This window comes from Hymenobacter sp. YC55 (assembly GCF_029433095.1).
In the GTDB taxonomy this organism is placed as follows: Bacteria; Bacteroidota; Bacteroidia; order Cytophagales; family Hymenobacteraceae; genus Hymenobacter.
Window position 1 is genome coordinate 698,762 of the sequence record NZ_JARNTX010000001.1, and the last position, 14,759, is coordinate 713,520.

Annotated in this window: 14 protein-coding genes; 4 read left to right on the forward strand and 10 right to left on the reverse strand. The window is 53.3% G+C overall.

Annotation, left to right across the window (positions count from 1 at the left end):
- Positions 1-48 precede the first annotated feature (48 nt).
- Both P1X16_RS02990 and P1X16_RS02995 read right to left on the reverse strand, forming a co-directional pair.
- Positions 49-1,197: an efflux RND transporter periplasmic adaptor subunit gene (locus P1X16_RS02990; RefSeq protein WP_277226220.1), complete on the reverse strand. Its 1,149-nt coding sequence runs from the start codon at positions 1,195-1,197 to the stop codon at positions 49-51.
- 228 nt (positions 1,198-1,425) lie between these two features.
- On the reverse strand, positions 1,426-2,049 hold the full coding sequence (locus P1X16_RS02995; protein WP_277226222.1) for a ferritin-like domain-containing protein: 624 nt from the start codon (positions 2,047-2,049) through the stop codon (positions 1,426-1,428).
- A gap of 11 nt (positions 2,050-2,060) precedes the next feature.
- Here P1X16_RS02995 and P1X16_RS03000 point away from each other — a divergent pair, with 11 nt between their 5' ends.
- Positions 2,061-2,423 (forward strand): MGMT family protein, encoded by a 363-nt coding sequence (locus P1X16_RS03000; protein ID WP_277226224.1) that lies wholly within the window; start codon positions 2,061-2,063, stop codon positions 2,421-2,423.
- A gap of 468 nt (positions 2,424-2,891) precedes the next feature.
- On the opposite strand, the gene P1X16_RS03005 is transcribed toward P1X16_RS03000, so the two are convergent.
- From P1X16_RS03005 to xseA, 6 genes are all read right to left on the reverse strand, one after another.
- A complete protein-coding gene (locus P1X16_RS03005) occupies positions 2,892-3,299 on the reverse strand; it encodes a response regulator transcription factor (protein WP_277226225.1) in 408 nt (135 codons plus the stop codon).
- Positions 3,296-4,114, reverse strand: a complete 819-nt coding sequence (locus P1X16_RS03010; protein ID WP_277226227.1) for a sensor histidine kinase — start codon at positions 4,112-4,114, stop codon at positions 3,296-3,298. Before P1X16_RS03010 ends, P1X16_RS03005 begins: the two co-directional genes overlap by 4 nt.
- A gap of 341 nt (positions 4,115-4,455) precedes the next feature.
- A complete protein-coding gene (locus P1X16_RS03015; RefSeq protein WP_277226229.1) occupies positions 4,456-5,178 on the reverse strand; it encodes a hypothetical protein in 723 nt (240 codons plus the stop codon).
- A 14-nt stretch (positions 5,179-5,192) separates the two neighbouring features.
- Positions 5,193-5,540 (reverse strand): hypothetical protein, encoded by a 348-nt coding sequence (locus P1X16_RS03020; RefSeq protein WP_277226231.1) that lies wholly within the window; start codon positions 5,538-5,540, stop codon positions 5,193-5,195.
- A 128-nt stretch (positions 5,541-5,668) separates the two neighbouring features.
- The gene (gene xseB / locus P1X16_RS03025) at positions 5,669-5,974 is read right to left on the reverse strand and encodes an exodeoxyribonuclease VII small subunit (RefSeq protein WP_277226233.1); all 306 of its coding nucleotides are present in this window, start codon (positions 5,972-5,974) and stop codon (positions 5,669-5,671) included.
- 116 nt (positions 5,975-6,090) lie between these two features.
- A complete protein-coding gene (gene xseA / locus P1X16_RS03030) occupies positions 6,091-7,473 on the reverse strand; it encodes an exodeoxyribonuclease VII large subunit (RefSeq protein ID WP_277226234.1) in 1,383 nt (460 codons plus the stop codon).
- Positions 7,474-7,762: 289 nt separating this feature from the next.
- Between xseA and P1X16_RS03035 the strand changes: the two genes are divergently transcribed.
- Positions 7,763-8,521 (forward strand): glycosyltransferase, encoded by a 759-nt coding sequence (locus P1X16_RS03035; protein WP_277226235.1) that lies wholly within the window; start codon positions 7,763-7,765, stop codon positions 8,519-8,521.
- Positions 8,514-9,185 (forward strand): lipid-A-disaccharide synthase N-terminal domain-containing protein, encoded by a 672-nt coding sequence (locus P1X16_RS03040; RefSeq protein ID WP_277226237.1) that lies wholly within the window; start codon positions 8,514-8,516, stop codon positions 9,183-9,185. The genes P1X16_RS03035 and P1X16_RS03040 overlap by 8 nt, the downstream gene beginning before the upstream one ends.
- A 49-nt stretch (positions 9,186-9,234) precedes the next feature.
- Here the strand turns inward: P1X16_RS03040 and P1X16_RS03045 are convergent, their stop codons facing one another.
- Together P1X16_RS03045 and P1X16_RS03050 are read right to left on the reverse strand one after the other, a co-directional pair.
- On the reverse strand, positions 9,235-10,932 hold the full coding sequence (locus P1X16_RS03045; RefSeq protein ID WP_277226240.1) for a glycosyltransferase family 39 protein: 1,698 nt from the start codon (positions 10,930-10,932) through the stop codon (positions 9,235-9,237).
- A gap of 150 nt (positions 10,933-11,082) precedes the next feature.
- Entirely contained in the window at positions 11,083-12,093 is a 1,011-nt protein-coding gene (locus P1X16_RS03050) for a GDP-mannose 4,6-dehydratase (RefSeq protein WP_277226241.1), read from the reverse strand.
- 516 nt (positions 12,094-12,609) lie between these two features.
- Between P1X16_RS03050 and P1X16_RS03055 the strand changes: the two genes are divergently transcribed.
- A complete protein-coding gene (locus tag P1X16_RS03055) occupies positions 12,610-14,745 on the forward strand; it encodes a M13 family metallopeptidase (RefSeq protein WP_277226244.1) in 2,136 nt (711 codons plus the stop codon).
- Positions 14,746-14,759: the final 14 nt, after the last annotated feature.

Sequence of the window (14,759 nt, forward strand, 5' to 3'; positions counted from 1 at the left end):
TGTTGGAAAACCATTGTTTTACAGTAGCATAAAACGCCACGCAAATTATTACTTGGTAGCACGCACCGCGTCACCTGGCTTCACTTGGAGAATGCCCGTACGGATGACACTATCACCCACAGCCAAGCCGTCGGTGATTTGAATAACCTTATCGGAACGGATACCAATCTTCACTTTCTTCGGCACCATTTTACCGCCCTGCACGGTATACACGCTGTAGCCGCTAGCTTCCGGAATTACGGATTCGGTTGGTACCTGCAAGGCATCCGTCGATTCGCCGAGCTTTAGGTTAACTCGCACGAACGCACCAGGACGCAGCTCGTTTTTAGCGTTGGCATAGCGGGCGCGCACCGGTTGAGTGCGGCTTACGGGGTCAATCTGCGGGTCGAGAGCGTAGACTTTGGCTTCGTATTGCTTGTTGGTGCTTTCGTCGGTTACACTTACTAAGTCGCCTACTCGTACGTTGTTGGCAAAACGACCTGGCACCGCGAAGTCAATTTTGACGGGCCGTATGCGGGAGAGAGTCGTTATTTCAGCACCGGGGCTCACGTAGGTGCCCACCGTAGCGGTAGTCAAACCGAGTACGCCATCGAATGGCGCCTTGACGTATGCCTTGTCGAGGGTAGCGCGAAGCGCTTGTAAGTCGGACTGAGCAGTAAGCAGCTGGTTGTTGGCTTGCTCGTATTCTTGCGCACTGATGTACTCCTTATCGAGCAGGGTGCGCTGACGCCGTTCCTGGTCCCGAAACAGCTTGATGTTGTATTCCTGCTTGCGGATAGCAGCTTGGGCTTCGTCGGCGTTGATGCTGAACAGCAATTGGCCTTTCCGTACAGGCTGACCTTCTCTGATGTGCAGGCTGGTAATCTTGCCGGATAGCTCGCTCTTTATAACCACTGATTCATCGGCCAACACCGAACCGGTGGCAGCAACCTCGTCGGAGAGGTTGGTAGGTTTCACCACGTACACCTGAACCGCCAAGCGTTGAGCGCCACCCCGGCCACCGCCCCCGGGACCGGCTGCGCCGGGGCCTCCTTTGCCTCCGCCGGCTCCTTTGCCAGTGGTGGAAGGGAAATATTTTATTTTCACAAAAACCAACCCTGCTAGTAAAGCCAGCGCCAGAACTATCCACAACACCCGGTGGCTTTTTCCGGCTGGCTCTTGCATTACCTCTATTTCTTCTTGTTCCTTGGTTTGCATACTCTAAGAAGGTTCTGACCTGAAGCGTTTTACTGTAGGTATACAGCTAACGCTTCACAACGCGAATGGCTGGTTTTAAGTTGACTCGGAGTGAATAGTACTAGATAAACACGGCGGTAAGACACGAAAATCGGCCGCAGGTTGCAGCTTGGTTCAATCCATTGAAAAACCCGGTCAGCCACGTAGCCGACCGGGTTTCCGGGTATGACAAGAATTATTGCTTCGGGTTTAAAGCGCTTTCTCGTTAATATAGCTTTTCGCCAAATTATTGAGCTTGGTATCGGTGGCCTGCTCTTCGTTGAGCGTTTGGTGCAGCAAGGCCGCCGCCTCCGGCTGTCCGACGCGCTGTGCGTAATGTGCTGCCGTACCGTAGCCCGCAATTTCATAGTGCTCTACGCGCTGGGCTGAAGCTATAAGGCCAGCATCTTTCACCTCGTCGGTAGCATCCTCATGAATCATGTCGGAGCCTTCCTTCAGGATGCCTTCCATAGCTTTGCACTTATGGCCGGTTAGGCTGATGTCGAGCATTTTGCCAATCTGCTCTAGGCGGGCCACTTGGTTTTTGGTTTCCTGCAAATGCGTTTGAAACGCTGTTTTCAATCCCGAGTCTTTGGCTTTTGCTGCCATTTCAGGTAGCACTTCCAGCAGTTGGTTTTCAGCGCTGTACAGGTCTTTTAATTGCTCGTGAAATAAGTCGTCGAGGGTAGTGAGTTTATCTGAGAAGAGGCCCATGGTTGTGTAGGTGTTAAGGTGGAAATCAAGTACATCCGATACGTACTCAACAGCAGGGGCGTTACAACTCAGTCCAACCCACTCCGTTAGGTTTTCTACTTTCCGTACCCGCTTTTCCATGTTTCTAGCCCATGAGCTTACCCCGCAACCCCACCGAAGCAAGCCGTAATTTTTTCCAGGAAGTGCATGAAGTGGTACGTTTGATACCATCAGGTCGGGTTTCCACCTACGGGGCAATTGCGCATTACCTAGGTGCTCGGCATGGTGCACGCATGGTTGGCTATGCGTTAATAGCTGCTGCGCCCGCCCGAGGCTTAGAAGATATTCCCGCCCAACGGGTAGTCAACCGCAATGGCCTGCTCACAGGACGTATGCACTTCGCTACGCCAACCGCTATGCAAGAAGCTCTTGAAGCCGAAGGTGTGCGCGTAGCCGACGACCAAGTAGTGGAATTCAAGAAGCTGTTTTGGGACCCAAGCGTGGAGTTGGAGTAGTGCTAGTAACATTGTAAAATGTCTTAACGCTCTGTTCTCTGGAGTGCTTGCGGCCCTTTAGCACACAGATGCTGTGCGCATATCCGCCCACCCAACCCCAATGCATAGGTGGGCAGGCTGGCCAGTGTCCTGCTACCACAACCAGAGACAATCCAGCTATGGAGCAACTCTACTTTGGTACAGTCTAGCTGTACGAACGGAATTTCCTTCTTGCGCCGCTACTACACCTATGTGCGTAAGTCGAAGCACCGCATCATTAGTGAGGCAGAACAAGGCGAGTTTTAATACAAACTAAGGAGTATAAATACATAGTAAAATAACCAAGCTAAGAGTCCTGATATCAACCAGGTCTCTTAGCCTGCCTGCAAGGCTTGCCTAAGCCGTATCAAGAAAGATGTTGCCAACAGAACCGAGTGAATGAGCTTAAAGCAACTTTAGGCAATAGTTTTAATAACCAATAACATCAACTTAATAGGAACTCAAAACTTGACGAGGCTCACTGGTATTAGCCGCCAGAATAGCGCCGCGCACTTCCTCTGGGCTGGCGTTCTTGAGTAAGTAGCCATGAGCACCTTCCACTTTCAAGCTCTCGATTAGCTCGGGTTCGTCATGCATAGAGATAATGATGACGCGAATACGGGGGTATTGCGCACGCAACAGCCGGACAGTTTGTAAACCGTCAAGATTAGGCATTTGCAAATCCATTAGTATCACTTCTGGCAGATTGCCTTGGTCTAGACGGTGGAGTAATTCTTCGCCGTCGCCAGCTTCGAAAAGTACTTCCATGCCGGGAAATCCGCTGATAAGAGCACGCAGGCCCTTGCGAAATAAAATGTGGTCATCAACCACGGCCAAACGAATTGTTGCAGGTGTCATAATAGGGAGCTAATGAGAGCAGGTATTTGAGAAGCAGTAATATACGGTACGGGTAAGGAAATCCAAACCTGGCTGCCGACCCCCAATTCCGACTGATATCGGAGGGTTCCTTGCAAGACGGCCACACGGCTACGCAGATTGGTAAGACCGTGGCCAGTGCGGGCGCCACTTAAGGGTTGGGCATCAACTTTTGATGTATCAAAGCCGATGCCGTTATCGGTATAATGCAAAGAAAGCGTATCGGTGCCAAAGTCTACTACAATATCAATCTTGTCGGCGTGCGCATGCTGCAAACCGTTACCTAGTAACTCTTGCACCACGCGGTACACAATAAGTTCGTAATGTGGGTCGAGGCGGCGGGGCTGGCCACGCTGTTCCAGGTTGAGGCGAGTAGGGCCGTCGGTGGGCACAGTGCGAGCTAAGGCATCGAGCGCAAAAGGCAGCCCGAATTTTTGTAAGGCTGCGGGCAACAGATTGCGTGAAATGCGTCGAACTTCTGTGATAGCCTGATCAAGCAGTCCGCTGGCTTCCTGAGTAAGTGAGGGGTGACCGAGTGAGCTTAGGTGCAGCTTCACGATAGCCAAGGTAGTACCTACTCCATCATGCAAGTCGGCCGCAATACGGCGGCGTTCATCCTCTTGGGCTAGTAACGCCGCTTCCAGTGCCTGTTGTTGAGCCGTTTCGCGCACTTGCCGCAGTTGTTCCTGTTGGCGGAGTAGCCGCCGCTGGTAGCGAAGCACAAATGCCACGATGCCCAGCGCGAGCAGCAGTAGCACTGGTGTAGCCAGCATAACAGGAATCAGCCAATTATTCATCTAAACGATAAAGGGATACAGAAGGCAATAGAGAAGTAGTTGAAACCAGCGCAAATAAACTGAACTACAACAGGTTTATCACAGAAATAAGTAATGAAACGACAAACTGCTTTAAGAAAATAGAGTTTGAAGCAAAGCAATTAGCGTATGCACACCATCATATGGTGACTGAAAAATACGTCACGATCTTCTAACTTACCAGAAATGTCCACTTATTATCTAAGTAAGGAGTAGCTGATTGTAAGCTGCTTAGCTCCTGCTTGCCTTTATAGTATGGGTTATCGCTGGCGAATAGACCTAGGCACAGGCTGCCAAGTACCAGAGGGAAAAAGAACAGCTTCTTACCGGTGTATAATTTGCCGGTTAGAGTAAGAAGCCGAGGGCATGGAAGGGATTGTTGGCGGTTGCATCTTTCCAACCAGTAGGAAAGCCCATGCGATAATAGAATTCAGGATAAGACTAAGAACTGAATTTACCATCATCATAAGCATCTCCTGCACACCAGACACAGAGTCTTGCAATAGAAAAACCATTACTGTCCCGGCGAAATAAATTATTACTCCTATACCTATCACGAACATAGGGTTCCGCTCCATAGAGCTTGTGCGAAGCTCCTGCAAAAGCTGTTCGAAATACAATAAGACAGTACTAATAAGCAGCGCACTTTCGGCCGCAACTGTGTACACGGTTGTAGCTTCTAAACCACTCAAGTAGAAGAAATCAGTAACGGCAAGCACGATAAACACGCCAGCCGCTATACGCAGAAAGTAGCGGGCCTTTGAAGACCGTAATACCGAGTAGAAAGCATAGCCTAAGAAGAGAGTCTCTAGTATGGTGACGGTGTTCCATACAAAGAGATTGTGCTGCTTCGCTGCAAAAAGAATTTCGCCAATAGCTGTTAGTACGGCCCACATCACACAACACCATAAAATAACTTTATGGTGCTTCTGCAACACAGACCAGTACCGGTAGCCCACCCCTATTGGAAGCAATAGGGAAAGCTCACTGGTGTAGGTCAGAATGGGTCTAACCTTAAGTACCCAGGCTAGATCGGGCGTTGGCATCACGTAAAGGCTAGCTAATTACGGGCTAACGAACTGACTATGCAGGTATCCGGGCAACCTTGCCCTTTGTCGAAAACCAAGTTATGCTCCTCGGTTAAGTCGCCTTCTTCGGTAGCTCCTACGAGCACAAAACACTCCTTGCCATCGGGATTGATAGCATTATAAATACGAATTCCCGTGGCCCCGTCTTGCCGCAGCAATTGCAAAAAGACGTCGGCGCTATAAAACACCGACTGTAAGCCTCCTGCATGGTCGTTCTGATAAGTAGCAGTCCAGGCTGCTGCTTTATCAAAGCTGATGCGCTCCCCCACAACATTGTGGGAGTCGAGTTTATCGGAAGGGTTGTTAAACGAAGAATCCATATGGGCAAATAGAATGCAGCTGGAAAGATGGTGCAGCGCCATTGAGTTTTAAATCAGCACATTCAAATATATATAAAACCTTATTATGGGCCGCCATCTTGCGCATCTACTTGCTTGTTTGGTTTGCTTTAGAAAAGTAAGCCGCCGCTGGTGTCGCGCGGTGAGCGGGAGGAACGCTTTGGGGTAGGTGGAGCAAAGAGGGGCTGTGCTTCTTCGGGTGGCGTAGGCAATTCTTCTTCGTCCTGGTCTAGGTTCTCAAACACCCGGTCGATGGCATCCTCGGCAGTGCGTAATTTCTGCTTGCAAAGGCGAATGAGTTGGGCCGAGCGCTGCACACGAGCCGTTAGCTCATCTACATCGACGGTGTCGGTTTCTAGCGCCCGCAAAATAGTTTCAAGCTCGGCTATAGCGTCACGATAAGTGGTGTTATCCATGAGAAGGAAGTGAGTTTAGGAAGAATAAGACGAGGAGATTGTTTCTACTGGTCGAGTGTCCGGTAAGTATTTCTACTCTTAAGTAACCAGCAGCCACTAGAACTTTCGCCGTGCGGTCAGATAGGAATGCCGTTATTTTGCTTGCTAGCTAAGGCGTCTTTCTGTTGGTTGGCTTTTTCTAGTAGCAGTATTTCAGCACGGTGCAACATGCGTTCAGCAGCTAATTGAAGCTGGTAGCGCTTGTGCAGCAACTGCTCACGGCGACGGCGGTGTAGGCGACGGAAGCGGCGAGCCAGCGTAATACCCAGATGCACGAGGCGGCGCTGCTGGCCTACGGCGGCGTGATGGGCGGCGCGTTGTAGAGCATGCCGTTGTTGGCCAAGTTGCAGTTCTTGCTGCCGCAAACGTGCCCGGGCTAGTGGTGCCGTAGCCCGCACTCGTTGCCGTAAAGTACTTCGGTGACCTTCGAACTGTTCTTGGGCGGCAAGATGCGTGCGCCGGCCAACCCGGTCGAGGTGAGTGGCTGCATCTTGAATTTGTTGCGCTGCCAACTCCCGAATGCGGCCGGCATAACCATCATAGACAGCATCGAGGCGTGCTAGCCGGTCGGCGAGGAAGGCTGCCACGGCAGTAGGCGTTTTCAGGGCAAGGTGCGCTGTCAGGTCTACTACCGCCTCATCACGTTCGTGGCCAATACCGGTGAGGATGGGCAGCGGAAAGGCGCCGATGGCCGCGGCCAGCCCATAGTCATCGAAGGCCAACAAGTCGGTTTTCGAGCCACCCCCTCTGATAATGACCACCGCATCGAAGTGCTGGCGTCGCTTACGGATGCTCTCTAGCGCTGCCCGAATGCTGCCCGGAGAATCTTCGCCTTGCATGGTGGCCGGAAATAGCGCCAGTGAAAAAGCGTAGGATGACTCTTCTAACTGCTGCACGAAGTCTTGAAAGCCAGCCGCTGTGGGCGAGGAGATAATAGCCAAACGTTGCGGAGCCAGCGCCAGCGGTAGTGCACGCTGCCGCTCCAGCAATCCTTTTTCAGCAAGCTTGCGCAAGGTCTCCAGACGCTGCCGGGCCAACTCACCTACTGTATAGGTGGGGTCGATGGCTAGCACGTCGAGGCTAAGGCCATATTGCTCGTGAAATTTCACTTGCACGCGCAGCATGATTTTCAGGCCTGGGCGCAGTTCCTGGCCGGTGTGCTCCTCGAATACGGGCGCAAGTTGCTGGTAGCGTTGGCTCCAGATAGTAGCGCGGGCTTGGGCTTTAAGCTGTGCCCCGCGGCCCGTTTGGTGCTGGTCGGTGAGGGTGAGGTAGCAATGCGCGCCGTCGAAGCGGGGGAGCGTGAGGTCGGCAATTTCGGCTACCACCCAATACGAATCGGCAAACCGCTCGCTCAAGCTTTGCTTCACACGCAGCAGCAACTCGGCCAGCGGCAAGGCTACTGGGGGCAAAGAAGTTGAAAGGCCCGGTTCGGGTCGACGGTTATAGAGCGGTGGCATATAGGCGTAAAGGTACGGCTTATGCGCTGCTGACGCTAGAACGCAGGCGCAGGACACCGGATAGATGCAGGTTTTTCTGAATGAAGAAGCAACGTAACTACCCCATCAACAATTCGAAATAAGCAAGTAGAATAACGAACAATGGGACAACACAGACTACGAATGTCGAGAGGAAAGAAAACCAGGCCGGAGGAAACGAGATTAATATTGAATTAAAGCCAAGAGAGCCAACTGCATGGGAGAAGGTTTAAAACCTGCCTACCTTGCACTCCGTTTTCTAAATTCTGCTATGCCTGCTTCGCTCAGTTCCTATCTCTCCCAGCAAACGCTCACGGTCTTGGTGCCTGTGTACGATGAAGAAGAAAGCTTACCGCAGTTTGTGGTGGAGATGAACAAGTTTCTGGAGCAGACCCCCGTTCCTACCACCGTACTGTTTGTTAATGATGGGTCCAAGGACGGATCGTTGGCGCTGCTTCGCGACATCTGCCGGCAAAATCCTCGCTACGAGTTCATTAGTCTGAGCCATAACCAAGGCTTGAGTACGGCCATCAAGGCGGGTTTCGACCAATGCCGGACTACGCTGGTTGGCTACATCGACTCCGACATCCAGACTTCACCGCTCGATTTCTTGAAGTTTTTCGAGTTCCTGCCCGACTACGATATGGTGAACGGCATTCGGGCCAAGCGGCAGGATACGGTTGTTAAGAAGCTATCCTCGAAAGTGGCCAACACGGTACGGCGGACGCTTATCAACGATGGCATTGAGGATACGGGGTGCCCGCTTAAGATCATCAAGATTGAATACGCCCGCCGGATTCCGCTATTCCATGGCATGCACCGCTTTTTGGGGGCTTTGGTGCAATTGCAGGGTGGCCGCGTGAAACAGCTGCCGGTACAGCACTTCCCCCGGTTTGCAGGCACGGCCAAGTACAACCTCTGGAACCGGGCCTGGAAACCACTCGTGGATACTTTCGGCTTTCGCTGGATCAGGAGCCGCTGGAAAAACTACGAAATCGGGGAGCAGCACCGCGCCGCAGACCATGCTTAAAGTCGAGCAGGTTGCTTTGGGTATTGGGTTGACCTCGCAGTTGCTTTTCAGCAGTCGCATTGTGTTGCAGTGGGTGCAAAGCGAGCGGGCCAAGCGGGTACTCGTGCCCACGCTGTTCTGGCAAATCAGCTTGGTTTCGTCGTTTCTGATGATAATCTACGGTATGCTGCGCCACGACCCCGTGATATTGGGCGCGCAACTCATCAGCTACGGTATCTATATCCGCAACTTGCAGCTGCTGGGCGAGTGGCGCAAGCTAAGCGCGCTGTTTCGGGCGGGAGCCTATGTGTTTCCGCTCGCCATGCTGATTTGGTTTGTGGTTGGCAACCAACATTTCAGCTTGCGGGCCATGCTCAGCCACGGCATCCCGAGCGGCGTGCTGGCACTAGGCGCAATCGGCCAGACCATCTTTCTGATGCGCTTCGTGTACCAATGGCTGTACTCGGAGCGCAAAGGCGAATCGGTACTACCGCTCGGCTTTTGGGTGGTTAGTTTCTTGGGCTCGGTCTTGATCTTGACCTATGCCATTCTGCGTCGTCCCGTTGATACGGTGCTTATTGTGGGTAATATCTTCGGGACGGTGGTCTATGCCCGCAACATTGTGCTGATGCGCCGGGAAGTAGCTTCGGCGGGTAGGAGAGTAGCGGAGCAGCAAAGTAATTGAGTAGGTTATTCAGCTACTTCAACTCGTAGTGCTACCACTTGATATTCGGCTACTCTGCTGCTGAAACTGGTGTAACTAGAGTCACATGCCAGCGGCCATCTTTCCGTTGACGGTCGAGGTAGAAGCTGTCCACCACTTGCAGACGCACTTGGTCGCGCCAGGCGCGGGGGAGTTTTTTGGCAATGTTGGAGCCGGTAAGAACTGCAATTGGGCTTAGGGGGCGCACCAGCACCGAGTCGGGAGTGCGGGGCCAGCTAGGAGCCGCACGACCCGCATCCCACACCCGCTTGATGTGTAGTTCTTCAAGAGTATACCAAGGTAGGTTAGCCAGTGCTGGGTTGCGACGCAGGGCCGCAATATGTCGCAGGCCAGGTTCAGCGCGGCGGTTGGTCCAGAGGGGATAGGCGGGGGCCAGCAGGGCCAGCAGCAGCGCCATAGCCGTGATGGAGCTAGCCATGAGTACGGGAACCTGATACTGCCGGAAACCCCACCGTACAATAGCCGCCGCTAGCAGCACAAATACCGTTAGGGTAATTGCAAACGGTACTGACCCAGGTCCGTAGGCGGGTAGCTTCATAAAAATCAACACAACCGGAAACAGGCAGCAGGCAACGGCCAACAGCCCGGCCCAAACGCGGACCAGTGTAGCTTCGGGGCGCGGACGCAGGTTGTTGCGCAGTACGGTTTCGAGGTGGCGAAGCATGCCCCCGATCAAGAAGGCAAGGGGGGGCATGAGTGGCAATAGATACCGCTCTTTCTTTTCCGGAACCAAGCTCAAGAGCAAGAAGGCAATCAGCAGCCAAGCCAGTGCGGCCCGGTAAGGAATGTAGCGTCCAGCGCGCGGACGGGCGAAAGGCACGGCCAGCACCAGTAGGGCTACTGGTGTCCAGATACCCGTGAACACCGGGAAGTTCCAGTACTCCCAGAACGGCTGCACGTGCCGCTCACCCCAAGATGTAACCTCAACGCGGGCTACAGCCAATGCCGCTGGTGCTACGGTGTGCTGTACCGCCAAATAAATAGGCCACGCCGTACCGACGGCTAAGCCTAAAACCAGCGCCAGCAGCAACCCCCAACGCCGCGGACGAATAGGCCCCCGCTCGGGGTAGAACAGCAGCACCCCGAAGCTCGCCAGGAAAGGCAGTAAAACCGCGTAGAGCGCCACCGGTCCTTTGCTGAGCATAGAGCAACCGAGAAGCAAACCGCTCAGCGCGAACCACCCCCAGCCTAACTTCTTGGCAAACCAGCCGCGAGCCAATGCCCAGAGCGAGCCTACCAGAAAGCTGTTAGCGAAAATATCCCAGTGGCCCTCGCGTCCTACCGTAATAACCAGCAAACTGCTAGCCAGCACTAGTGTAGCCAGCCACGCTGTGCGGCCCGGTGCTTCCGCTTCGCCTGGCTGCTCCCGTATCAATTCGCGCACCAAGCCCCAAAAGAAAAATACTAGCAGGGTGGTCATGATAGCAGCGGGCAGGCGTAGGATACCGGGGTCCTGGGTGAGGCCAGTCAGTTTCTCGGTAATGGCCACTGCCCAGGTTGGGAGTGGGGGCTTCGCCACGCGCAAAGCACCGTTCATGGTAGGAATCAGCCAAGACCCTCCCTGCACCATTTCGCGGGCCGCAACAAAGTTGCGGGCTTCCATCAGGTTTACCTCAGGGGCACCTAGGTGCACGAAGCAACTGAAAAAGCATACGAGCAAGACGCTAAACGGCCGCAACCAGGCAGACTCGGTAAGTGAAGAACGCATAGAGTAACTAGATTCCCTGGAGAGCGAGGGCAAAGCAGTTGCGCTTGAAAATGTGATTCAGAAAGCCGCTCGTGAACAGCAGTTGCGGGCGGGTAGGTTCAGCAGTAATTAGCAAGCAAGGCTGCAAACCCTAAGACAACCCAACTAACACTATGAGGTCGGTACGGAAGCCAACACAAGGGAAGCAGGGGCATCCTCCGCTTCCTGGAGCCAGCGCACAAATTGCTGTAATCCGTCGGCTAAGGTTGTTTGGGGGTTGTAGCCAATAAGCTGGCGAGCTTTGCTGATGTCAGCGTAGGTAACCTCGACATCGCCAGCCTGCATGGGGTGCATGTCGAGTACGGGCGTAACGCCTACGGCAGTGCCTACAGCCGTTATCAGGTCGCGCAACTTGACAGGGCTGCTGTTGCCCAAGTTGATGGTTTCGTACGTGCCAGAATGCGTCAGTAAATAGGCTACGCCCCGCGCTATACCATCTACGGTATCAGCCACAAAGGTGTAGTCGCGGGCCGTGCTGCCGTCGCCGTACATTGGGATAGGTTGACCCGCCCGTAGCAGCCGCGCAAACTTATGGATGGCTAAGTCGGGGCGTTGGCGGGGACCATACACGGTAAAGAACCGCGCGTTGAGCACATTGAAGCCGTAAAGGTGATGGTAGGTGAACGTAAACTGCTCGGCGCTCAGCTTGGAGGCTGCGTAAGGCGAAATGCACGCGGCTAGCAACGCCATATCCTCCCGAAACGGTAATTCCACCGTGTTGCCATACACCGACGAAGACGATGCGAAAAACAAGTTTTTAACTTCTGCCTGCCGCATCCACTCTAGCAGGTGCACAGTGCTTAGCACGTTGGCTTCAAGATAGGCAGCCGGTTCGCGCACGGAAGGGCCCACGCCAGCTTTGGCCGCTAAGTGTACAACCACGTCCACCTGCTCCATAGCCAGAGCTGTTGCCAGGGCGCTGGGGCCGTCTCGCAGGTCTAGCTCACGGAATACGAAGTTGGGGTTCTTAAGTGATACCGACAGATTGACTAGTTTGAGGGACCGGTCATAAAACGGATCAAAATTATCGAGCCCAATCACGCGGTAGCCATCGGCCAGCAGCCGTTCGCTTAGGTGGGAGCCGATGAAGCCGGCGCAGCCGGTAACTAAGGCAGTAGGCATGAAAAAGCCAGTAAGCAACTATGGAAGACCCACACAACTGGGCGAAAACACAAAGTAACGATTGTATTAGCGAGTAGTTCAGTTGGCGCTCCCAATAATGAGCTTTAAAGGAGATAATAGCTACGATGTTTGGGCTAGGAGACAGAACAAAGGTGGTTTGACTTTATTTATATCTTCTACTTTTTTCGGGTATATCTACCTTTTCGCAAATACTAGCATTTTTATACAAAATCTAGTTCTTTAGCTACTAGCACTTTAGCTTGTTAATTGGCCTTCTTCCTTAAATGGGACAGTTAGGGGAGTTGTTATTGTATTATGCTTGGTATAAATTGGGCAGAAATCAGGGGTAAGGCTTAGCAGCAAGCAACCTTTGATAGAGTTTACTTGTCCTTAGCGTGTGACCAACAGGTTTGGATACTAAAAAATCTTGTCTATATCTTAGACAAGCAAATAGCAGTGTCTTCGTTATAGCGCCACACCTCAATCTCAGACCTGAAGAACACACCATTGATTCCCATGAAAAAACGCAACAGCATGACGCTAGCAGCCGTGGCTCTCACGGGTCTTACGCTGGCAGCTTGCTCTACTAGCGGCCCCAAAGCCCGTCCGGCCGCTACCACCATCAAGCCTGATTTATCTGTACCTAAAGGAGCAGATGTAGCTCCTACTGAGCCAGCCGATGTAAAGGGCGTTGGTTTGAACCTCGCCAACATCGACCCCTCCGTTTCGGCTTGCCAAGATTTCAATCAGTATGCTTCGGGCAACTGGTACAAAAACAACCCCATTCCAGCCGCTGAAGTACGTTGGGGCTCTTTCAACGAGCTTTCCGATAAGAACAATGCCGTAATGCGGCAGATCTTGCAGGAAGCCGCTGCTAATACTTCGGCGCCTAAAGGCAGCAATGCGCAGAAAGTAGGCGACTTCTACGCCTCTGCCATGGACACGGTAGCTATTGAGAAGGCGGGGTTAAAGTATTTGCAGCCCGAGCTAGCTCGCATTCAGGGCATCAAAGACCTGAAAGGAGTACAAGCGGAAATTGTGCGTCAGCAGTTGTCGGGTACTGGAGCTTTCTTCAGCATGGGCGTAGGCCAAGACGAGAAGAACAGCACCCAGTATGCCGTGCAACTCTATCAAGGCGGCCTCTCCCTGCCCGACCGGGACTACTATCTCAAGACCGACGCCCGCTCCAAAAATATCCAAACCGCCTACAGAACGTATTTGACCAACACGTTCAAGATGCTAGGCGACAACCCCGCTACTGCTGCCAAAAATGCAGCTACGGTGATGCGCCTGGAAACTCGGTTGGCCAAAGCCAGCAAGAGCCGCGTAGATCTGCGCGACCCTTATGCCAACTACAACAAGATGACGGTGGCTGCCTTCAACAAGCAGTTCCCGAACTTGAACTTGCCTGCCGCACTGCCCGCTATGAAGCTGGGTGCCGCCAAAGAAGTTATTGTAGGACAGCCTGCTTTCTTCAAGGAAGAAAGCACCATGCTCAAGCAAGAGCCTTTAGCCGACCTGAAAACCTACATGCGCTGGCACATGGTATCGTCGCTGACGTCGGCGCTGCCCAAGGCCTATGGCGACGAAGCCTTCCGCTTTTCGCAGGTGCTGAGCGGCGCCAAGCAGCAGCAGCCCCGCTGGAAGCGGATGAACCGTGCCACCGATGGTGCTCTGGGGGAGGCATTCGGACAACTCTACGTTGATAAAGCGTTTACCCCCGAAACCAAAGCCAAGGCGCTGGAGATGGTTAGCAACATCCGCGAAGCCATGGCCGACCATATTCGGCAACTAGACTGGATGAGCGAACCCACCAAGCAGGAGGCCCTGAAAAAGCTGAATGCTTTCACCGTGAAAATCGGTTACCCCGACAAGTGGAAAGACTATTCGGCGCTGACCATCTCGCGCGAATCGTACCTGAAGAATGTGCTGGCCGCTCGTAAGTGGGCTTCTATGGACAATGCCAGTAAGCTTGGCAAGCCAATTGACCGTGCAGAGTGGGGCATGACGCCGCCCACGGTGAATGCCTACTACAACCCGCCAATGAACGAAATCGTGTTCCCGGCCGGTATCATGCAGCCTCCGTTCTTCGACCCCAAGGCCGACGACGCGGTTAATTACGGTGGCATGGGTGCCGTTATTGGTCACGAAATCACCCACGGCTTCGACGACCAAGGCCGCCAGTACGACGCGGAAGGCAACCTGAAAGATTGGTGGACCAAGGAAGACGCCGATAAGTTCACGCAGCGCGCCGACATGGTGGGCAAGCAGTACTCGGCATTCCAACCTCTCGACTCGGTGTACGTAAATGGCAAACTGACAATGGGAGAAAACCTTGCCGACCTTGGCGGCCTCAACATTGCCTACTCGGCGCTGCAAAAGCAGCTCACCAAGCAGTACGGCAATGGTCCGCGCCCCAAGTACGATGGCCTGACTCCCGAGCAACGGTTCTTCTTATCGTGGGCACAGGTGTGGCGTACAAACGCCCGGCCAGAGTACGTACGTCAGCAAGTACAAACTGACCCGCACTCGCCGGCACAGTTCCGCACCAACGGCCCCCTCATGAATATGCCGCAGTTCTACGAAGCCTTTGGCTGCAAAGAAGATGCGAAGATGGTACGTGCTCAGACTGAGCGCGCTAAGATTTGGTAAGCTCTGCTTACAAC